At 43.5% G+C, this 21,484-nt stretch carries 19 protein-coding genes and 1 pseudogene; 7 read left to right on the top strand and 13 right to left on the bottom strand.

What is annotated here, in order from left to right:
* The 7 genes from BSG1_RS14960 to BSG1_RS14935 form a co-directional block, all read right to left on the bottom strand.
* The coding region (locus tag BSG1_RS14960; RefSeq protein WP_006837961.1) for a nucleotidyltransferase domain-containing protein at positions 1 to 487 on the bottom strand (487 nt) is incomplete at its 3' end.
* A 79-nt stretch (positions 488 to 566) separates the two neighbouring features.
* Complete coding sequence (locus BSG1_RS14955; RefSeq protein WP_006837960.1) at positions 567 to 1,100, bottom strand: hypothetical protein; 534 nt, start codon at positions 1,098 to 1,100, stop codon at positions 567 to 569.
* A gap of 550 nt (positions 1,101 to 1,650) precedes the next feature.
* Positions 1,651 to 1,848 (bottom strand): hypothetical protein, encoded by a 198-nt coding sequence (locus BSG1_RS20940; RefSeq protein ID WP_006837958.1) that lies wholly within the window; start codon positions 1,846 to 1,848, stop codon positions 1,651 to 1,653.
* Positions 1,849 to 1,871: 23 nt separating this feature from the next.
* Positions 1,872 to 2,918 carry an ABC transporter substrate-binding protein gene (locus BSG1_RS14950; RefSeq protein WP_083802898.1) on the bottom strand — a complete coding sequence of 349 codons (1,047 nt, stop codon included), beginning with the start codon at positions 2,916 to 2,918 and terminating at the stop codon, positions 1,872 to 1,874.
* Between the two features lie 84 nt (positions 2,919 to 3,002).
* The gene (locus BSG1_RS14945) at positions 3,003 to 3,488 is read right to left on the bottom strand and encodes an ABC transporter substrate-binding protein (RefSeq protein ID WP_006837956.1); all 486 of its coding nucleotides are present in this window, start codon (positions 3,486 to 3,488) and stop codon (positions 3,003 to 3,005) included.
* Between the two features lie 197 nt (positions 3,489 to 3,685).
* Positions 3,686 to 5,251 (bottom strand): catalase, encoded by a 1,566-nt coding sequence (locus BSG1_RS14940; RefSeq protein WP_044022972.1) that lies wholly within the window; start codon positions 5,249 to 5,251, stop codon positions 3,686 to 3,688.
* A 285-nt stretch (positions 5,252 to 5,536) separates the two neighbouring features.
* Positions 5,537 to 6,736, bottom strand: coding sequence for an MFS transporter (locus tag BSG1_RS14935; RefSeq protein WP_006837954.1), 1,200 nt, complete (start codon positions 6,734 to 6,736; stop codon positions 5,537 to 5,539).
* A 432-nt stretch (positions 6,737 to 7,168) separates the two neighbouring features.
* Between BSG1_RS14935 and BSG1_RS21585 the strand changes: the two genes are divergently transcribed.
* Positions 7,169 to 7,303 (top strand): hypothetical protein, encoded by a 135-nt coding sequence (locus BSG1_RS21585; protein WP_006837952.1) that lies wholly within the window; start codon positions 7,169 to 7,171, stop codon positions 7,301 to 7,303.
* 129 nt (positions 7,304 to 7,432) lie between these two features.
* Here BSG1_RS21585 and yfkAB read toward each other — a convergent pair whose 3' ends face one another.
* Positions 7,433 to 8,560, bottom strand: a complete 1,128-nt coding sequence (gene yfkAB, locus BSG1_RS14930) for a radical SAM/CxCxxxxC motif protein YfkAB (protein WP_006837951.1) — start codon at positions 8,558 to 8,560, stop codon at positions 7,433 to 7,435.
* Positions 8,561 to 8,721: 161 nt separating this feature from the next.
* On the opposite strand from yfkAB, the gene BSG1_RS20475 reads away from it, so the two are divergent.
* A complete protein-coding gene (locus BSG1_RS20475; RefSeq protein WP_006837950.1) occupies positions 8,722 to 9,222 on the top strand; it encodes a phosphatase PAP2 family protein in 501 nt (166 codons plus the stop codon).
* A gap of 66 nt (positions 9,223 to 9,288) precedes the next feature.
* Positions 9,289 to 9,699, top strand: coding sequence for a CBO0543 family protein (locus tag BSG1_RS21805; RefSeq protein WP_006837949.1), 411 nt, complete (start codon positions 9,289 to 9,291; stop codon positions 9,697 to 9,699).
* Between the two features lie 140 nt (positions 9,700 to 9,839).
* On the opposite strand, the gene BSG1_RS14915 is transcribed toward BSG1_RS21805, so the two are convergent.
* From BSG1_RS14915 to BSG1_RS14905, 3 genes are all read right to left on the bottom strand, one after another.
* Positions 9,840 to 10,691 (bottom strand): IS3 family transposase, encoded by an 852-nt coding sequence (locus BSG1_RS14915; RefSeq protein ID WP_052302385.1) that lies wholly within the window; start codon positions 10,689 to 10,691, stop codon positions 9,840 to 9,842.
* 26 nt (positions 10,692 to 10,717) lie between these two features.
* The gene (locus tag BSG1_RS14910) at positions 10,718 to 11,029 is read right to left on the bottom strand and encodes a helix-turn-helix domain-containing protein (RefSeq protein WP_198008225.1); all 312 of its coding nucleotides are present in this window, start codon (positions 11,027 to 11,029) and stop codon (positions 10,718 to 10,720) included.
* 207 nt (positions 11,030 to 11,236) lie between these two features.
* Entirely contained in the window at positions 11,237 to 12,370 is a 1,134-nt protein-coding gene (locus BSG1_RS14905; RefSeq protein ID WP_006837948.1) for a zinc-dependent alcohol dehydrogenase, read from the bottom strand.
* A gap of 292 nt (positions 12,371 to 12,662) precedes the next feature.
* Here BSG1_RS14905 and BSG1_RS14900 point away from each other — a divergent pair, with 292 nt between their 5' ends.
* Positions 12,663 to 13,487, top strand: a complete 825-nt coding sequence (locus BSG1_RS14900; protein WP_006837947.1) for a cyanophycinase — start codon at positions 12,663 to 12,665, stop codon at positions 13,485 to 13,487.
* Positions 13,477 to 16,107: a cyanophycin synthetase gene (gene cphA / locus BSG1_RS14895; protein WP_006837946.1), complete on the top strand. Its 2,631-nt coding sequence runs from the start codon at positions 13,477 to 13,479 to the stop codon at positions 16,105 to 16,107. Before BSG1_RS14900 ends, cphA begins: the two co-directional genes overlap by 11 nt.
* A gap of 99 nt (positions 16,108 to 16,206) precedes the next feature.
* On the opposite strand, the gene BSG1_RS14890 is transcribed toward cphA, so the two are convergent.
* Together BSG1_RS14890 and BSG1_RS14885 are read right to left on the bottom strand one after the other, a co-directional pair.
* Entirely contained in the window at positions 16,207 to 16,467 is a 261-nt protein-coding gene (locus BSG1_RS14890; protein ID WP_006837945.1) for a type B 50S ribosomal protein L31, read from the bottom strand.
* Between the two features lie 106 nt (positions 16,468 to 16,573).
* Complete coding sequence (locus BSG1_RS14885; RefSeq protein WP_006837944.1) at positions 16,574 to 17,590, bottom strand: DUF2332 domain-containing protein; 1,017 nt, start codon at positions 17,588 to 17,590, stop codon at positions 16,574 to 16,576.
* A 1,089-nt stretch (positions 17,591 to 18,679) separates the two neighbouring features.
* On the opposite strand from BSG1_RS14885, the pseudogene BSG1_RS14880 reads away from it, so the two are divergent.
* Together BSG1_RS14880 and BSG1_RS14875 are read left to right on the top strand one after the other, a co-directional pair.
* Positions 18,680 to 18,892, top strand: a pseudogene (locus tag BSG1_RS14880) (KGG domain-containing protein); the annotation flags it as partial.
* A 731-nt stretch (positions 18,893 to 19,623) separates the two neighbouring features.
* Positions 19,624 to 21,072 (top strand): MDR family MFS transporter, encoded by a 1,449-nt coding sequence (locus BSG1_RS14875; RefSeq protein ID WP_044022970.1) that lies wholly within the window; start codon positions 19,624 to 19,626, stop codon positions 21,070 to 21,072.
* Positions 21,073 to 21,484 lie beyond the last annotated feature (412 nt).

Raw genomic sequence — 21,484 nt, 5'->3', positions numbered from 1 at the left:
ATACCTCTACTCCCCATAAATTGTTTCCCCTGTTATAGGCTTTACGGTACTGAAACAGAAACCACGGGACATCGATGGCCAGTTCATGGAACTCTTCCGGAGATAACAATAAATTCTGTGTTGCTTCAAACTTTCCCATAATATTATTGGGATCGTACACAACCTTGAAATAGTCTTTCTCTTTGAAATTCTTCTCTGTCACAGTAAACAAATCAACATGAAGCATGTCGTCATATACGGCGATAATCTGTGGTGCGATTATGTAGATATCATCGTAGAATAATAGATTTCTATATGCGTTTAAGTGATCCACACGCTTCTCAAGGAACTTCTTCTCATCTTCCTCTTTTACCAGGACGTAGAGATCAACATCCGAGTGCTCGTCATTTTCGCCTCTGCCCATCGACCCCTTCAAAAAGATCGCCTGTACAAGCTCATCTTTCTTCAAGCTTTCCGAAATGCTTTCTACCGCCTTTTCCTGTCTCATCCGGCTCCCCCCTAAAAACAAATATTACGCCATTATATTCCAATTCCATTATGTATTCAAGCTTTTCAAAGCTGATTATCTATTTATCTTCCAATAAGTCGAGCACCTGTACTTCTTCCTCGGCTTCAAAATTCTCTTCATAGTACACTTCCGCTGCGTCATAGAGGGCAGTTGAGTTAGTTGCATTAACATAGTGCCGCTCTCCAACGCCGTTTTTAAAACGGGTGGCAAGTATCGTCCCATTCTCACTCATGTAAATGAAGAAACTTTCCGTAAGGTCTTCATCGACTGCTATACTTGCAGAGAATACTTTTTTCTCTTCATTTCGGCTGTCTTGATAGATTTCATCATAGATTTCCTTCGCTTCCTTGCTGCCAATTTCCTTTACCTCAGCCAGGCCGGTCAGATTCACAAATTCGTTGATATTCTTTGAATCAGTTTGATGCAAAGTCCTTCCCATATCAATGACTTTCTCCTCTACTCCAAGCTGGAGGTAATTATACTCGGAATCGGTCTCGTTTATTACCTCTGACAGCTGGAGAGTTTGTTCCTCGCAGCCCGCCAGTATGACCAAAACGAAAACGCCAAAAACCAGTTTCTTAAAATAGATCATTGTTAATTTCCTCTCTGTTCGCTACTATTCATTGGAATGATTGGTCCATGATCATCATTTCTTTCACACTGATGAATACAGCAGCCAGTGTAAATTTCTCATCCATCATACATAATATTTTGTAAGAATTTTCTATAATTTCATCTTAACATACTAAATGTGAAGGGTGGGGCTTGGTTCGACAAAAACCGAGGAGTAACGCCCCGGTTTTTCTATGTAAAGCCCTGTTAGATCTTCATGTTATTTTTTTGCTAATAGATTGAAACTAGGGGGCAACTAATCAGGAAGCACGTTTCTTAGTTATCAAAAAAATTTAAACAATAAATAAAAGAAACTACGGTTGATTGGAGCGGAAGGTGCACGATCTCCTGCGGGATTAGCGGGACAGGTGAGACCCCACAGGCGAAGCCGAGGAGGCTCACCGCCCGCCCCGCGGAGTCGTGCACCTGTAGCGGAAATCAGGCAACATCATTTAACCACAACCTCCATCTCTACCAAAGTCTTATCCATAAAAAAACACCCTGATAATTTCAGGGCGCTTCAGGTTATATTATATTTGCTCAAAGCTTTTGATGTCGCTGGCTTCCACAGCTGAAATATAGCCTTTATCCATGAATCTTTTTAAATCATTATCTGTGAATGTATAAGTTCCATCAGCTTTTTTCTCTTCGTAGAATGATTTAATGATTTCAAACATCTTTCTTGTTTCCTCCTTAAATGACCATGTTGCTTTTATTCTGATAATCACTTTATTCCCTCATGTAAGAAGGTTCAAACCTTGGGATGCTTCCCCTTTAAGGACCAATGCTCATGACTGACAGAGGTTTCCGCCAGTTCAAACGTAGTTCTGTAAGGGACGAAATTCACATGGCGGTTAACGGCATAGAGTTCCTGCGGACTGCATAGAAACAAGCCCAGTGCTTCTTCATAGACATATTCATCGATCTTCTTTGAGTGCTCCAGCAGTTTCTCCCGGTCGGTTTCGGCAGCCATCCGCTTAAACAACTGTTGAAATTCCGGGATTACCGGGCCGGTTCGGAAAGCTCCGTTGTTTCCAAAGTACTCCCGATGAAAAAAAGCAGGGGTTCCTTCATAAAAGAATGCCATTGGGGAAAACAAAGCGATATCAAATGATGGAACAAGCTTCTTCTCTGCCACCATCTTTTTCCACGCCGCCTGTTGAGGAGGGGAAATGACTTCTACATCGACTTTAAGATTCAATGCTTTCCGAAATTGGTCCCCCAGAACCTTCAATGCTTTCTCGAATTCTTTCTCTCCTGATAGTTTAAGAGCACGCTCTTTCGGCCAACCCGACTTTTTTAATAGATAACGGGCCCGTTCCGGATCGAACGTTCGAGGAGAAAGCCCCTTTGGGAAATCAAATGCCCACGGCGGAGTCAATGCTGGAACAGGTTGGGCATATCCGTTAAAACCTTCCTTAATCAAAGCTTCCCTATCGACGGCCAGATTAAAAGAAAGCCGTAAATTACGATTGTTAAAGTTCACATCTTTTTTATAGCGGTTAAACGATCCTGCTAAAATGCGCTTTCCATTGACGGCCACTAACTTTGCATGGGTTGATTGAAGAACAGTTACTGCATCTTCAGGTGCGACTCCCGTAACAATATCGACCTCTCCCTCGGTGGCGGTGCAAAGATGCAAAGCTTGTTTCGGTGTCAGGTCGTTCCGAAAAATGACCCGGTTCAACTTCGGCCCCCTGCCCTCATCCCAATAATCCTTGTTGGCCTTCAGTTCAACATAAGGAGACCGCTCTTCCTCAGTGGTGATCCAGGTAGATTGGAAGGGATCCATGCTCATGATTGCCTGCACATTGCGAATGGAGGAGAAGCCATTTTTCAAGATAAACGGTCCGGTACCCCACGGGCCCGGTGCGTCGAGTACTCACCAATGTCCCTCAGCCGAACCGAGTTTACTGTAACCAAAACCGATTGTTTGCCAAAAGAGCTTATTTCCATAGTGATGCGCGCGCAATTTTGCCAGTGCCAATCCTTCAGCAGATGGAAAATGCAAACGGACTGTAAACTTATCGATGATTTCTAACCTTGTCTCTTCCGGCAGGTTGAGCCAGGTTCCCGGCGGATGGGGCGCAATCCACTTTTTCACCTGAGTAAAGTTCCTTCGCACATCTTCTGCTGTAAAAGGCTGCTGATCGTGATAAAGAGCATCATCACGAAGATTGAGTTGTAAAGTTCTTGTATCCACCCATTTCCAGCCTGACGCAAGTGAGGGGATGATTTTCCCTTCCCGGTCTGTCCGTACTGCCTCTTCCATTGTATTGAATAGGACGTACAGCCAATTGAGCGGAGAAGGATCCACAACATTTATTCTCCCTGCCGGCGGTGGCGGAGAGACATGATGATTGACCATTTACTTCACCTCTCTATAAAACGTTAATTCTTATATATACGCTCACAATGATTCATTTAAAACCAATGATTTTGCCTGTCCCTAGTTCGACAAAAACCGAGGCGTGCCTGGGGCGACCAGGTCGGAGATTTTCGTGAAGACAACGCCGAAACAACTTCAACAAAAAAACCCGTCAAAAAGAACGGGTTTCTTGCTTGTTAATACGGGTCTGAGATATGGCCCATTTTTTCTGCCTGCTCGACTGCTTCATCCATTTTGCTTTCTTTATTGTCTCCTGCTTTTTCAAGCCCTTCTTTGACACGTTTTCCATAGTCTTCATCACATTTTGTGAAGATATCGATCATCGCATCCTGGATTTCTTTCCGGCATGTTGATAAAGCATCAACAAGGTTGGAAATCAGTTCGCTGCGCTCCCAATCAGTGAAACGTCTGTATGTTTCGCCTGCCTGCCCGAAGTTATTCTCTCGGGAAATAGGTTCTCTTTGCAGGTTGCCTTCCACATGGGGCTCGTGTTCTTTACCAGGGTTTTCAGCTTCTTTCAGACCGCCGATCAAAGAAGGCTCATAGTTGATGTGAGGATTTTTCTGTTTTCCGTAATCCGTACGGTAATCCATCTGTCCTGCACTCTGGTTTGTCTCCACGTCCTTCTTGGGCTTATTGATAGGCAGTTGTAGGTAGTTCGCTCCAACGCGGTAGCGCTGTGTATCCGAATAAGAGAATGTGCGTCCTTGAAGCAGCTTGTCATCAGAGAAATCCAGGCCGTCAACAAGGACACCAGTACCAAAGGCAGCCTGCTCTACTTCAGCAAAATAATTTTCAGGATTTTTATTCAATACCATCTTACCGACTTTATGCCATGGATAATCTTCTTTGTACCATAACTTTGTCGGATCCAATGGATCAAAGTCCAATTCAGGATGCTCCCCATCTTCCATGATTTGCACATAAAGTTCCCATTCAGGGTAATCTCCCTTTTCAATCGCTTCATATAAATCTTGTGTAGCATGATTGAAGTTTTTGGATTGGATTTCATCCGCATCCTTTTGTGACAGGTTCTTGATTCCCTGTACTGGCTCCCAGTGATATTTCACAAGGACGCCTTTACCTTCATCATTTACCCATTTATACGCATGGACACCTGAGCCCTGCATTTCCCTGTAATTAGCGGGGATGCCCCAAGGAGAGAACAGGAACGTCACCATATGGGCTGATTCCGGTCTCTGGCTTAAGAAGTCAAACATACGCTCAGGGTCTTGGATGTTGGTGACAGGATCCGGCTTGAAAGCATGGACCATATCAGGGAATTTCAACGGATCACGGATAAAGAAGATCTTTAAGTTATTTCCGACAAGATCCCAGTTTCCGTCTTCCGTATAAAATTTAACGGCAAATCCACGAGGATCACGTAAAGTTTCCGGAGAATGCGTTCCGTGCACGACAGTGGAAAACCTTACAAAAACCGGAGTCTGGACTTCTGTATTCGTAAACACTTTAGCGCGTGTATATTTGGAAATCGGTTCGTCCCCTACTTTTCCATAGGATTCAAAATAGCCATGAGCCCCCGCACCGCGGCCATGTACAACACGTTCCGGCGTTCTTTCCCGATCAAAGTGACTGATTTTCTCCAGAAAATCGTAGTTCTCTAATGTCGTTGGACCCCGATTGCCGACTGTCCTGACGTTCTGATTGTCTGTAACCGGGTGGCCTTGGCGATTCGTCAATGTCGTCCTCGACTGATTATCCTGACTTTTTTCATCTTTCATTATGTAACCTCCTTTATTATCACTTTTAATGTTATACCCTGCTTTTTTTGGCATATTCATGAAATTTATGATTTTACTGGAAGAGTTTTTTGTGCCAGGCACGACCCGAATCGTGTCGAACAAAATCGCATTTATTTCATTCCATTACTTCATTTGAAATCATTGTAAAGGTCCTTTTTCTACCTGTTCCATATTTATTTATCTTGATTTTACAGCCACTACATTCGATATAAACCGTGGAGTGACTGGAGCCAACAAAAAAAGCCAGCTGTGAGCGCTGGCTTTTTAGGCGGCATCTATTTGTTTTCTTTTGCCTTTCTTTAACTTATGGCCTTGCAGGAAATAATAGAGAAGCAGTCCAGCCAGGACATAGAGTGAGCTGTAGGTATACAAATCGCCGAGACTGATTTTAGCTGCTGCCAGGCCGACCAGGAAGGAACCAAGGCCGATGCCGATGTCAAAGATGGATAAGAAGGTGGCCGTCGCCATGGCCGCCCTTTTAGGCGGGGATGCCTGGATCGCGATTGTCTGGAATGTCGGAAACAGGGTTCCCCATCCTAACCCGGCAAAAGCCGCGGCGGTCAGGAATAGAATGGCGGAATTCGCAGTTCCCAAAACAATCATTCCTACAGCAAACAGAAGGATGGCAGGATATACAATGAAGTTGGGACCGTGAATGTCATACCACTTGCCTGTGAGCGGTCTTGAAAGTAAGAGCACTGCTGCGTAAACAACAAAGAAATAACTGGCGGCATGGCTGAGTCCCAGTTCCCCGGCATATACCGATACAAAAGATAGAATGGCAGAATACACTATGGCGAAAAACGCCCCTGCCAACGCAACTGGAATCGCCTTCCCTTCAAAGATAGCATCTTTCCAACTCAATTGAGCGGGCCTGCCGTCTTCCTTCTTTTCATTACTCATGGTAATGGATAAACCTGATAAAAGCCCGGCAAATGCCGCAGCTCCCGCGATTATCAGCATTGTGGACACTCCCCATTGATGCAGGGCGGTCAATCCGAGGAATGGTCCGATGACCATGGCAAAATTTGAGGACAAAATGAAATATCCCATCCCTTCCCCTCTTCTGGAACCCGGCACGGTGGCGGCCGCAATGGAGCCCGCTGCTGTTGTCGCCATACCAAAACCAATTCCGTGCAAAAAACGGACGATGAGCAGGAAGCCGACACTGTCAGCTGCAAAGTAGAGCAAAGCCGACACAAAGAAGACGAACATTGAACAAAGCAGGATTCTTTTACTTCCGAATCTTTCAATCCACCTTCCCGTAAAAGGCCGGATGATGATGGCGGAAATCAGGAAGACTGTAATCATCAGGCCGGCCTCGGATTTTTCACCGTCTAAATAATCGACTACATAGATAGGGATGGTAACGAGCAGGAAATAAAACGTCATAAATAAGAAGAAGTTACTGATGCTGATGCTGATAAAATTCCGTGTCCATAACGCCGGGCGTGTTTCGTTCATGTTGAATTACCTCTTTCCTGATCTGTTTAAGCCTTTCTGTTGATATATTGCTTGTGATGAAGCTGGCAGCTCCTTTAGCAGTTCCTCATTCTTTATGCGGACGGCTTTCTTATTAACGAGATAAACTTTTTTCGTTTATCTTCCTTTCCTGCCATTTGCTGACTGTATCCTTGTTTAATCCTTTGAATCGTATGGGACATCGGGGGTGCCTCAACCACAAGATTTTCACACGACTCCTTCTGTATCAAACTTCCTTTTTCCTTCAGTATATACAGTACCGACCAAGAGTTACCAGAGTAATTACTGTTGCCAGGCTCTCTTGTTTACTTCAATGGACAGATTACTAAGAAACTTGCTATGAAAAAATCTATGTGAATAATAAAACTATGATTTGGAATAATATACCTCATCTGATAAATCCGGAGGTTGCTTATGCGCACTGAAAATCATTTTGTTGTCCTGATCTTTTTCTCATTGCTTGGCTTGATTGCCACAACTATCTTTAGCGGAACACTGCTTTCGAGAGTCAATGAAATCCTCTACAAAATTAAAGAGTCAGAACAATAATTTAACATGTTAACGCGTCACCGCACTAAGAGGGACTGTCCCTCTTAGTGCGGTGATGCGTTAAAGTAAACAACCTCCCTGCTTAAGGAAGCAGGGAGGTTGTTTTCGATATACTTCGGGGCTTGCCTGTCACTCCCCGATTTTGGCGGATCTTGATTGGAAATCGACGTCGTTATAATAAGTGTTTTTGACTAATACATTCGGGCCGAGGCATTTTACTGCAGGACAGTGGCAGTTCAATGATTGGGCTGTTTTGGTTTGGTTCCAGCGATCATAGGCATCTGTCAATGATGTGTCTTGGATGTTGCCCAGTCCCGGTTCATCCCCAAAGTCCGTCACGATGATATCTCCAGAGAAAATATTGACGTTCAAACGGGAACGCCCGTCCGGATCATTTCTCACTGTCACATTCTTTTCTTTCAGGAGACGCTGATACAGGTCAAGCTCCTCTTGAGATGAACTGCAAGGATAGAATGGCAAGGTTCCGAACAGCATCCAAATATCTTCCCTGCGATGGTCAAGCAGGCGCCTGATTGCCTGGCGGGTTTCATCCAAACTCAGGGTTTCCAGATCCTTCGCAAAGTCGACAGGATACATCGGGTGGACCTCATGACGTGTACATCCCATCTCGATGATGTGGTCATGAATCGATTCCAGGTAAGGGAATGTCCTGCCGTTCAACATTGTTTCTGCAGAGACCATGACCCCCTCGCTTGAAAGTTTTTTAGAGTTTTCCACCATACGATTGAAATAGTCCGCTCTCTTCTTCTCTGAAGGTTTGCGGTCCATCCTGGCAAATCCCGTTTCAGCAAACTCCTCAACCGTTCCCCAGTTATGGCTTATGTGCAGGACATCCAGATAAGGAACAATCGGCTCATATCTTTCATACGGAAGAGTCAGATTTGAATTGATTTGCGTTTTCACGCCTCGTGAATGAGCATATTTCAGCAGCGGGAGCACATGATTTTCTACAGACTTCTTCGACATCATGGGCTCACCGCCCGTTATACTGATTGTCCTGAGATGAGACACCTCATCAAGTCTTCTGAAGATCAATTCCATCGGAAGAGCTTCAGGATCTTTATTTTGCAAAGTATAACCGACAGCACAATGGTTACAGCGCATATTGCAGAGCGTAGTTGTCGTGAACTCAATACTCGATAATGTCATCTTACCGTGCTCTTCTACATCCATGTAAGCTTCCCAGGGATCGTTGGAAGGTGAAAGCGGTAAAGGTTCTTTTATTTCCACAACCATTAAAAACTTCCTTTCAATATGTACCTAAAAGTCTATTATTCATACCATATGAAATCTTAAGGGATTCTACTACTATTTACAATGGAAATCGGTTTACAGTATAGATCCCTCAAGCGAGGGGAGAGTAAAGATAAAATACTTCCAGTGAAAGGACTGAAAATATGGATGTAAGGCTTTTCTGGGCAATCAACTCTCTTTCCAGGCGTACTGATTCCCTAAATCGTTTAATGATTCTCGTTTCTAACAGGATTCGCTATGTATACCTTTTTGTTCTGCTAATCCTATTGCTCAAGAATAAATCCATTTCCTTGAATGCCGTCCTTTCAATCGCTGCTTCCATGGTTATCGGCAGCATCATCAGGCTGTTTTCCTTCCGTGCCCGTCCTTTTGTAAATAACCGGGCAGGCATTCTGATTCCGTCTAAAAGAAATTCCAGCTTTCCGAGCAAACACACTTTGCTCACCTTTGCCGTGTCCACCACACTTTGCCTTTATAATCGGACATTAGGAGGCATTTTCACCTGTTTATCTGCATTGACCGGGCTGTCCCGCGTGTGGGTCGGACATCATTACCCATCTGATATTCTTGGGAGCGCGTTGATCGGATCCTTTGTCAGTGTATTGACTCGCTTAATCACCTTTAATAGACAGCCCTCTAACTGAGGTGGCTGATTCTTGCATAAAACAAAGTTCTTCAAATTATTACTTTAAAAAAGTTCGGGTGACTTTATGCATATTGTCTTGACTGCACTATTAATTCTGTTTGCTGCAATAAAAGGAAACTGGCGTGAATGGGAGAAATATCATCTCACTATTTTTTATGTCATTATCTGTAACCTGCTGTATAACCACCTGTCCCGGAAAAAAATGCTCTGGGAGTATTACCCGGACTTTTACCCTAAATCCCATATCATCGTCGACATCCTTTATTCCTTTATTAACCTTCCTGCAATCACATTGCTTTTTCTCACTTTCTTTCCATTCCATGCCTCTCGATTCAGGAAGGTCAGATATATATCGCTGTGGGCCGGAGTATCCCTTCTCGTGGAATTTCCCTTTTATAAATTTGGCAGGCTTGTACTGCAAAACGGATATGAATATTGGATGGACGGCCTTTTCTACATCGTATGTACAGTATGATCCGCCTGCACTTTTCCCGTCCCTTTTTGACCTATGTCCTTTCAGCAATAATTGCGACGTTCATGCTCTGGCTGTTCAAGGTTCCGGTGGAGTGACAGTGAATCAACCCCCAATAAGTGGACATTTAAAAATACGACACATCAAGCCGTTTTTAGATAGTCTTTAAGGAACTGTTTTGGAGAAACGAATCCAATTTTACTGTGGATTCGTTTCTCGTTGTATCGCTTAATATACTTTAATAAATTTATTTGAAGTATATTTGAATCTTTATTTACAGGATAGAAACAAGGGAATTCAGTCTTCAGCTGAGAGAAAAAGCTTTCTATAACGGCATTATCCCAACAGTTACCCTTCCGGGACATACTAGGGGTGAATTTTAACTCTTTCTTCAAGCTTCGGTACATAAGAGAACGGTATACACTTCCTTGATCACTGTGAATAAGAACGCCTTCAAGGTTCTTTAGCTTTCTTTTCTTTTTGGCAGCTTTGATAGTATCTTCAATCAATTGTTTGTTTGGACTTAACCCTATTTTAAAGGCGATAATTTCTCGGTTAAACAAATCCATAAGGGCTGAAATATATAGCTTTTCACCTCTGTGGATGACTTCAGTCATATCAGTTACCCACTTTTGGTTTGGATGTTGAGCCTCAAAGTCTCTTTCAAGAAGGTTCGGATATACCGTACCAGTTGACTTCCCCTTTGATTCTTCATTTGTCTTTGGCAGTCTCACCACTGCCTTTAAATTGGCTTCCTTCATTAGCCTAGCTACTCTTTTATGGTTAACAATTTGCCCCTTGGCCTTCAAAACTTTTGAAATTCGTTTAGATCCATAAGTCCCTTTCTCGGCTCGATATACTTTCTTAATTGCTTTTAATGTCTCTTTTTCTTCTGAGGATGCAGAACGCTTTGGTCGCTTAAGGTAGGCATAATAACCACTAGGTGACACCTTAAGTACGCGGCATAAAAGTATAACTGGGTATTCCTTTCTCAATGCAGAAATAGCTTCAAATTTCTTGCTTATTCGTTCTCTTTGAGAAAGGCCTGGAACTTTTTTAGGATTTCATTCTCTTGTTCCTTTTCCTTAAGTTTCTTCTCCAATTCCCGAATTCTTTTTAAATCCTTGGAAGACGCTGAGTTAGTAATAGAACGGGAGTTCATCAAACCCTCTTTCCCATTTTCTTTGAACTTGTTCACCCATCTATTTACTGTGTCTCTGTGCAATCCCATCTCCTCTGCCACTACAGCTACAGGTTGATGATTCTCCAAGACATTTTTTACAGCTTCTAGTTTAACTTCGACACTTGTATGTGAAATTGGTTTTTTAGGCATTATTATTTCCCCCATAAATGCATATTTGTCGTATCTTCATGATAACTTATATGTCCATTATAAGGGGGGAGACTACAGGCACGACCAGGTGTTTGTCGAATAATTTTCAAAAGAAAAGCAGCCCACCTTCCGGAACCAACGGAAGATTGGGCTGCTTTTCTCATATTAATAAAGATTTTTCCAACAAATTTTGGGGCGTGCCTGTCACTAAGGTTTCAGGACGACTTTGATGCATTCGTCATCATGGTCGTTGAAGATTTTATAGGCTTCTGCCGCTTTTTCCAGCGGCATGATATGAGTGATGATTTCGGTTGGGTTCAGTTCTGCCGATGTAATCTTTTCAAATAGTTCCGGCATATAGTGAACAACAGGAGCCTGTCCCATTTTCAACGTAACGTTTCGTTCGAAGAAATTCCCCAGCGGAAACATGTTATACATCATGCCGTATACGCCTGTCAGCTGGACGGTGCCGAACTTGCGGACGGCGTCCTTGGCAATATTGATTGCACTCAACGTTCCGCCTTGTAGCTTGAGTTTCTGCTCCACTTTTTCAACAGCACTCTTTTCCCCGTCCATACCGACGCAGTCGATGACGATATCGGCACCTCCGCCGGTCACTTCCTTTAGATGCTGTCCCATTTCCTTGAATTCATCAAAATTAAAAATTTCCACATTATTATTCTGTTTCGCTTTGTTTAAACGGTACGGAAGGTTGTCGACAGCGATGACCCTTCCCGCCCCCTTCATCCAGGCAAATTTCTGGGCCATCAAGCCAATGGGACCGCACCCAAGGACAATGACTGTATCACCCGGTTTCATTCCGGAATGTTCCACACTCCAGTAAGCGGTCGGCAGAACATCCGACATAAACAATAAAGCCTCATCTGCCAAGTCACATGATTCCGGCACTTTGAACGGCATCGCATTACCGAAAGGAACACGCAAGTATTCAGCCTGGCCGCCAGGATGGTTTCCATATTGTTCCGTATAACCGAAGTACCCGCCTGTATCTTTATGCGGATTGGAGTTATCACATTGGCTTTCCATATCATGCTGGCAATAAAAGCAGTGGCCGCAGGATACATTGAACGGAAGAACGACCCTGTCGCCTTTTTTTACTCTCGTTACATCCGGGCCGGTTTCCTCCACAATCCCCATCGGTTCATGTCCAATGATATAACCTGGTCTCAACGGTAGATTCCCTTGATACAAATGAAGATCAGAACCGCAAATCGCTGTTGAAGTGATTTTGACAATGATATCATCCGGTTTCTGGATCTTCGGGTCTTCAACCTCTTTGACTTGGATATCCTTTGAACCCTGATACGTTACAGCTTTCATTTTCTGCCTCCTTCTATGGGAATATGAACCATATACCCCCGTTGTCAAAATGTATTCCAGGTTGTTTGTAGGTGAATTTCCACTTCACCTTGTCTATACAATCAATACACTTCTCCACAGAATTATTGTACCCATCCTCCTTAATTCAATGAGCTTCTATTCCTTCTAGTCGTATAAATAAAACCACCAATACAAATGGCCTATTTTTCAAAAAAATGTTTTTACTTGAAATGGATTGGGTAAAAGGTGTTTGTTTTTAGTTAGAATTTTTTTACAGAAAAAGGTGAAGAAGATGTCAGTTGGCGAACTGCTCATTATTGGCGGCAATGAAGAAAAGTATAATGGCGTCTCGATTTTGCAAACCTTTGCCGATCTTGCAAAGAAAAATCAGGGGAAGGTCGGGATCCTTCCTGCTGCCTCACGGGTGCCTGAAGAAATCAGCAGCATCTACGAGGAGATCTTTCAAAAGCTCGGTATTGAAAATCCTGTTACTTTATCCATCCCTTCCCGGGAAAAAGCACAAAGCCCGGAGTTAAGTGAATGCCTTGATGGGATGGCTGCCCTTTTCATTACCGGAGGCGATCAGTCCTTACTGTCAGAACTGATTGCAGGGACTTCTTTTCATAAAAGTCTCTTAAGAAGATGGAAAGAAGGAATGATTCTGGCGGGAACAAGTGCAGGAGCTTCGATCATGGGCAAAGAGATGATTGTATCTTCTCAATTAAAACTTCATGATGAGACGCTGAAAGTGTACATGGGCAAGGGATTTGGAATACTCGAAGACCTCATCATCGACCAGCACTTTTCACAGCGCGGAAGATTCGGAAGGCTTATAGGGGCAATGGCCGAAATGCCCGGCAAGATTGGTCTGGGAATCGATGAAAACACAGCGATACTTTATAAAGATAATGAATTCGAGGTCATCGGGGAGCATCAGGTCTTTATCATCGATGGTCAAGAGGGCAAAATTTTCAAAACAAGGAATTCAGAAGATGATAGTGAACTCACCGGCACAAATTTCAAACTTCATACCCTGACATCAGGGTTCAAATTTAACCTTGTTACTAAATCTGTTATACATTCAACAGTAAAGAGAGGAAACGCAGATGAAAATTAATCGTGTCCGTTACTTAAAAGGCCCTAATTATTTCAGCTATAAGCCTACTATGTGGATAGAACTGGATTTGGAGGAATATGAGTATCTGCCTTCCAATGAGATTTCCGGATTCCCTCATACCCTGGAGACTCTTATACCTTCCCTCAAGACCCACACTTGTTCCCGCGGGTATGAGGGTGCCTTCATCGAGCGCCTGCATGAAGGCACCTGGATGGGACATATCCTGGAACATATCTCCCTTGAACTGCAGCATCTCGCCGGCATTAAGGTGAAACATGGAAAAACGCTGACAAGCAGTAAAAAGGGGATTTACTTTGTCACCTTTGAATATAAGGAGAAAAAATCAGGATTCTATTCTTTCCAAGCTGCGATGGAAATTGTTCAGCGGATCCTCGACGGAGAGACGTCCTTTTCCATCGAGCCTTACATCGAAAAGACAGCTTCACTTTATTATGAACATAAATTAGGCCCGAGCACCGAAGCGATTTATTCAGCAGCCATAGAGGCAAAAATCCCTGTAGAAAGAGTCGGGACGAACAGCATGCTCCGCCTTGGCACCGGATCCAAACAAAGATTTGTCCAGGCGACGATTACAAGCCAGACCTCCCATCTGGCGGTAGAAAACGCTTGTGATAAAGATGCCGCAAAGCAAATCCTGCAGCAGGCAGGACTTCCTGTACCCAAAGGAGAACCGGCCTCTTCCACAGAGGAAATCTTTGCAGCAGCCGAACGCATCGGCTACCCTCTGGTGCTTAAGCCTCTACATGGCAGACAGGGAAAAGGTGTCATCACGAACATCAAAACAAGGGAAGAATTGTTCAATGCTGTCCACTGTCTGGAGCGTCTTGAAGATGAATACATCGTTGAACGTTTTTTCGAAGGCAGTGACTACAGGCTGCTGATCATCAATAACAAGCTTTCAGCGGCAAGTCTGCGAACTGCTCCCTTCCTCATCGGAAATGGTAAAGACACGATTGAAAAGTTAATAGAAGTCGAGAACCAGAATCCTTTGCGGGGAGTCGGTCATGAAAAACCACTTACGAAAATTCCTTTCAATCATACAGTAAAATGCTTCTTGGAAAGCCAGAATCTTTCTTTCCAGAGCATACTGGAAAAAGGACAGGTCATCCAAGTGGTGGGAAGTGCCAATCTTTCAACTGGCGGGCAGGCAATAGATGTAACGGATGAAGTCCACCCTTCCATCAAAACAATTGCGGAAAGCGCTGCCACTGCCATTGGACTCGATGTTGCAGGGATTGATTTGATTTGCCCCGATATCACCAAACCATTTGATCCACTGACAACCGCCATCCTTGAGGTCAATGCTGCCCCGGGAATCAGAATGCATTTGTACCCGGCCAAAGGGAAGAGGCGGGAAGCCGGAAAAGAAATTGTTAACTATCTCTTCACCAAAAGATCCGAAGCAGCCATTCCAATCATTTCTGTGACTGGTACTAATGGAAAAACCACAACGACGAGGCTTGTAAAGCACTTGCTCGAGGGCAGCGGCATGACCGTTGGAATGACGAACTCCGATGGTGTTTATATTGGGGCTAAGCAAGTGGACAGCGGCGATTGCAGCGGACCGATCAGTGCAAGAAAAGTGTTAAGAAATCCTCAGACAGATATCGCTGTACTGGAAACAGCACGGGGCGGAATCCTCCGGGAAGGCCTTGCTTTCCGTTATTGTGATGTTGGCATCGTCACCAATGTCAGCGAAGATCACCTAGGACTTGATGGAATTGAAACCTATGAACAACTCGTTAAACTGAAAAGGCTCATTCCGGAAGTCGTGCATGAAAAGGGCTTCTGTATCTTAAATGCCGACGATGAATCTACAGTGAATATGGCGACCCATACAAAGGGCACGGTAATATATACTTCCCTTAATGAAAGTAACCCATATATAGAAAAGGCTGTCGCTGAAAGAGGTACGGCCTGGTATGTCAATGAAGATGGCTGCATCATCTTTCACAACCGAGGGACAAGCCATACTTTCCTGCCAATCAGGGAAGTTCCCATCACCATAAATGGAACTGCAAAGCATAATGTTTCCAATCTGCTGCAAGCACTGGCCGCAGCCCACTCACAAGGGATCAGCTTAGAGGAGTTAAAAGAAAGGGCATTGACCTTCAATCCCGATGCAAAACATTCCCGAGGCCGTTTCAACCGCACCCGTGTACAAGGAAAGGAAATCATTATTGACTATGCCCACAACCAGGCAGGGTTAAAAGCAATTTACGACGCAGTCGAACACATTGAACGAAACCGCACAATCACGGTCATTTCTGCAGCTGGAGACAGACAGGACAGCGCCATAAGGCAAATGGCCAGAATCGCTTCTGCCAACTCGGACCATCTTATCATCAAAGAAGATAAAGACTTAAGGGGAAGAATGACGGGAGAAGTGCCTATGCTGATGATGGAAGAGGCAGAAACTTATTATCGCACCTCAGACTATTCAACCATCATCATTGATGAAGAGCAAGCCTATCAATATGCATGGGACCATTCAAATGAAGGTGATCTGCTTTTATTCCTGTATGAATCCTTCTCAATTGCAGAAAACTTCATTAAAAGAATACAAAGCACCGAGCTTTATAGTGATGCGTCAGAGTAAGCTGCAGACGCATAACCCCTGACCATCAACAAAAACTGTAAACTGATAATGTCCTCTTTCCCGTTAAAGGAAAGAGGACATTATGATTTATGCATGAATTCACTTGTCATCCGGGCGCTTCATATTATATTTTTTCATAAACCGGTCTGCTCTGCCGCCCTTGTCAGCGAATTTCTGCACTCCGGTGTAGAATGGGTGGGTGTCTGAGCTGACTTCGACTTTAATCAGCGGGTATGTGTTCCCGTCTTCCCACTCAATCGTTTCTGAAGATTTCACAGTAGAGCTCGTCAAAAACTTGTAGCCGCTGTTCGTATCCATGAAGACGACTTTTTCATAGTTTGGATGTATTCCCTCTTTCAATTAGAAGACCTCCTTGGATGTAGTAGGATATAGAAAGCTTTAGGAAACTTTTATTTGTCAGAGAGTACCTTTAAAGTTCAAAAGCCTTCATACAGTAATATTCACGTTATATCTTCCATTCAAACCATCTGCCGTGCCCTTCCGTCATCCCGATGGTGTTTTTATGCTCCATCCCCTTGATATAATAGTCCAGGTGCAGCTCCCTATCCTTCATATTGTTATAAATATGGACGATGTCCCTCTTGCCGGCAATTGTTTGAATTTCTTTGAAAAGTTTTTTCTTTCCTTCAATCGGTATCTGATTTGCCACGTGTGTGTGAAATACACAGAGAACAGAGTCTTCAGGAATTTCACCTGCTATACGGGGAAGCAGCTCGATGCCATCCCCTACTATAAAATCGATGGAGGCAGCTTTCACATATTCAGCTGCCTTTTCAAACACTTGTCTTCTATCCTCGTGTTCCGGCCAAATCAAGGCCTTCAACCAAAGATAATCCTCTTCATCTGCCAAATTATTAATATGTAAATCCAGTCCTATCCTTTGGGATACAGGCGGAGTCCCCTGCTGCAGCTTTGGAGCATCATCTCCTTTTATCTCGGCTGTGAGTTTCACCGTTGAATCGATATTTCCATAGACTTCCCCTGTACCATATGAATAACTGTACTGGTCCCACATCAGCTGCAGCCCAGCACTGGTGCCAATTTCTATCAAAGCAAGCGGCCTTTTCATTTTTTCATAGACAAAACTAAAGGCCGGGAAAAGATAGGCACATCTCCGGACTTCGTTGGTCTGAACAAGCTTCGTCTCAAGAAGAAGACGGATTTCCTCCTTATATTCCCGGCAAAAATCCTTGAAAGGTAAAAATGCTTCCGTATAGTCTTTAGGGCTGCTCACCATGCTCGGATAATACTCTTTCAAAGGATGTTGATACCCTCTAAGCAGAAGATAATGCACAGCACCCAACAACAGGTTGGGAACAGGCTGTCCTTCCCTTGCATATCCGCTTAACTCCAAGATCTCTTCATCTTCTGAGATTCTGCTTGATAGATGTTCATATAAATCACTCGATCCCCGGCACTCCTTTTCCGCAAAGCGCTTGAAAGTTTCCGACCGTATATTCATCTACTTTGCCCCCTTTAACATTACTAATCATACAGTAACTTATTTGTCAGAAAAATGGAACTTCTTATGCATTAAAAGAAGGTATTGTTGTTCATGGGAAATCTAATGATCAAAATCAAGCTTTTATCCGCAAGCGGCAGGGCTCTCCTTTTTTCCGGTCAGCAAAAATCAGCTTCCTGGCAGATGTTGTTTTATTTCACTTGCTCCGATAACAGGTCAATCAAGAAAGCAAGCTTCCACATATAAATCGTTCACGCGTTGCGTTTTGCTTAGGAAGTCTCCTCCTAAAGTCTGAATATAAAACATCCTAACGAATGTTAATTCCAAACATGTTTTTGACTAAACTATTGGTAGAAAGGAGAGATGAAGATGAGACGCAGAATGAAGAAGTTTTTCACCAAGAGTAACGATGCAGAAGCAAAGCGCATCCAGGACCAAATGACCGACAGGCGTGCCAGCTTGTATAATATGATGTTTTAAAGCAAAGGAGGGAATCTCATGTTAGCGATTATCAAAATTTTCTTTTCAAATGACGATCATCTGGAAATCAAAAAAATGAAAGATGAAATCCTTACCCGCCATGCCATCTTTTACAACAAATTTTTCTAATCCCTTAAAGGAAACTAATATGATTCACGGCACAAAAATCAGTGCCCATAAACTCAGCTCCCTCAAAAAATATTATGGGCACTTACAATCTCCTACGATTTGCAGAAACCCCACTAGTACTATTTCCAACCAATAACCCCCCCCACTCTCACATCAAGGTTCTTTTCTAAAACCTTGCTGCTATTTAATAGATATGCCTTAATTCACTGAAAATAAGCTGGCAAGCAAGTAAGAAAGGAGCTATTCACCTTGTTCAGAAATAAAAGCCCTTGTCTCGCTGAGAGCAATAATTTATACGAAAGCAGCGTTCGATAATAACCGGGGCGTGCCTGGCGCCTTCAGATAAATGGTAGTTATTCCCACGTGGTTTATAAAGAAGCAAAACGGGAAGACATGTAGCAGAGGCAGAGATGCCTTATAAAAGCTGAAGTAAATCGTCTTAGATGGAAAACAATTTTCTAATTTTAAGGAGGAGTTACAATGGCACAAAACAACAATGACAACAATAACAAGAAGATGAGTGTGGAAGAAGCAGGCCGCAAAGGCGGAGAAGCAACTTCAAGAAACCACGATAAAGAATTCTATCAGGAAATCGGCCAAAAAGGCGGAGAAGCAACATCTGAGAATCACGACAAAGAATTCTACCAGGAAATCGGTGAAAAAGGCGGAGAAGCACGCAGCCGTCAGAATGACAACAACAATAATAACAATAGCAACAACCGCTAAAGAAAGTTTCACAAAGAAGCCTGTACAATTGTACAGGCTTCTTTGTTTGGAATCTACTATTAAAAAGAAGTATAACAGTCTTGGCATTGCTGGCCTTTCTTCTGACGTTTGTGTTTACTTCCACAGGTTGGACAAACTACGAAAAGAGAATGTTGATCAATTCCCTTATTGTGATAGAGGTGATTCTGTAACCCTTTTAGTACAACGCTGTTTCCGTATATATTGTTGCTCTCGGAAAAATCCAAAGAGCCGGATTTTTCCCTTGGAGACAAGGGCTTTTTTCTCTGAACAAGGTGAATTAGATCTTTTCTTCTTGTTTATCAGCTATTTTTAGTTAATTAAGTAAGTAATTTTTATAGTTTGTATTAAATAGCAACAAAGTTTACGAAAAGAGCCTAGTGCAAAGACCAACGTAAACGCAATGGCTGCTCCTGAAACGATTAATACTGATATTAACGCTAAAGCATTCAAATGATCGACTCCTTTTTTCCCCGATACAATATATAGTTCTATCTAAGCATTTGTCCATACTAACTCTCAATCAGTGTTTCCCCATACTACCAGTACGGGACAGGATATCTTTAAGTTTCACTTTTTCTTAACAAAATTAAGGTGTTATTTTCTTAAACACTTGAGAATTTCATCTCAATGAACGATTATAGATAAGTGTATTTCAAGTTAACTAATTGGAGGAAGTTATGGAAACCAAAGTAAATTCTAAAGCGATAATTGTTACATTCATGATCGGCGCTTTCTTCGCGATATTGAATGAAACCCTTTTGAATATAGCTCTCACGGAATTAATGAACGTTTTCAATGTCGACGCCCCCACTGTTCAATGGCTGGCTACCGGCTTCATGCTTGTGATGGGTGTGTTGATGCCGATATCAGCCCTTCTCATTCAGTGGTTCACCACAAGGCAGATGTTCATCGGCGTCATGTCCATTTTCCTGCTGGGCACCATCATCGCCGCTTCAGCGATTAATTTTCCTATGCTGTTGACTGGCCGGATGATTCAAGCTGTCGGAACCGGCCTGCTGATTCCCGTCATCTTCAATGCTCTGCTTCTTCTGTACCGTCCTGAAGTTCGGGGGAAAATCATGGGAACCTTCGGGCTTGTCATAATGTTCGCACCTGCAATCGGTCCAACCCTTTCCGGAGTGATCGTTGATTTCCTGGGCTGGCGCTGGTTGTTCATCACCGTTATCCCTTTTGCCATATTCTCGATACTTTTTGCGGTCAAATATCTGCAGAATGTCGGCGAGGTCACACGTCCAAGTGTAGATATTCTTTCTATTATCCTTTCTTCCATTGGGATCGGAGGGATTGTCTACGGCTTCAGCAGTGCCGGCGAGGAAGGAGCTGGATTCACTTCCGCAAGAATCATCATGATCCTATCAATCAGTGTCATCAGCATCATCGCCTTTACGCTTCGCCAGCTCAAGCTTGATGAACCCCTTCTCGATGTCCGGGTATTCAAGTATAAAAGTTACGCAAGAGGAATCATCTTATTTGTGATCGTCATCATGGCGATGTTCGCTTCAGAAATTGTCATGCCGATGTATTTGCAGGGACCTCTTGGCTATTCGGCGAAAGTCGCAGGTCTTTTATTACTGCCCGGTGCCTTGCTGAACGGCCTGATGTCACCGACCATGGGAGCATTATTTGATAAGTACGGACCGAGGAAATTGATTATCCCAGGTACCATTACACTCGTTGGGGTTATGATTTTTTTCAGCAATATCAATCCATCCGTGCCGATGTGGTCCTTCATTCTTGTCTACATGGTCTTGATGCTTTCCATCTCAGCCATCATGATGCCTGCTCAGACGAATGCACTGAATGAATTGCCAAAGAACTTGTATCCGCACGGTACGGCGATCGCCAATACACTGCAGCCGATTGGGGGTGCGCTGGGTGTTTCAATCTTCGTCAGCATCATGACCCAAAGCCAAGCCAATTACCTGGAAGGCCGAGGAGCGGTTACAGCAGAACTTGCCAATAAAGCAATGACGTACGGTGTTCACCATGCATACTGGTTTGCCCTGGCACTTGGCATAATCGCTGTTATTATTGCGCTCTTTGTCAAAAAAGCTGTGTCACCCGATTTTGATGATAAGGAAACCCCTGCAGAATCAAGAGGTTGATTTCGGGGTAAAAAATACGGAAACGAACCCAACTCTGAAGTGGGTTCGTTTTTTGGTTTTGTGATGTTATCGAGGGACCGGTTTAGAGACCTTTTCATTTAAAATCCTACTAACTTTTGAACTGCTGAACCGACCTAGAAGCACTTTCAACCTAAAATTGACTCGCTTTCTGTCTCTAGAGCCGACCTTGAGACACTTTCAACCTGAATTTGACTCGCTTTCTGTCTCTAGAGCCTTCCTTGAGACACTTTCAACCTGAATTTGACTCGCTTTCTGTCTCTGGAGCCGACCTTGAGGCACTTTCAACCTGAATTTGACTCGCTTTCTGTCTCTAGAGCCAATCTATCTGACTCTAGAAACCCATCACCCTCAAGCCATGAACTCAATTACATCTCAATCATCGTTTCCGCCA

This window comes from Bacillus sp. SG-1 (assembly GCF_000181495.1).
Taxonomy (GTDB): domain Bacteria; phylum Bacillota; class Bacilli; order Bacillales; family Bacillaceae_B; genus Rossellomorea.
This window is presented reverse-complemented; position numbering and strand designations above follow the sequence as displayed.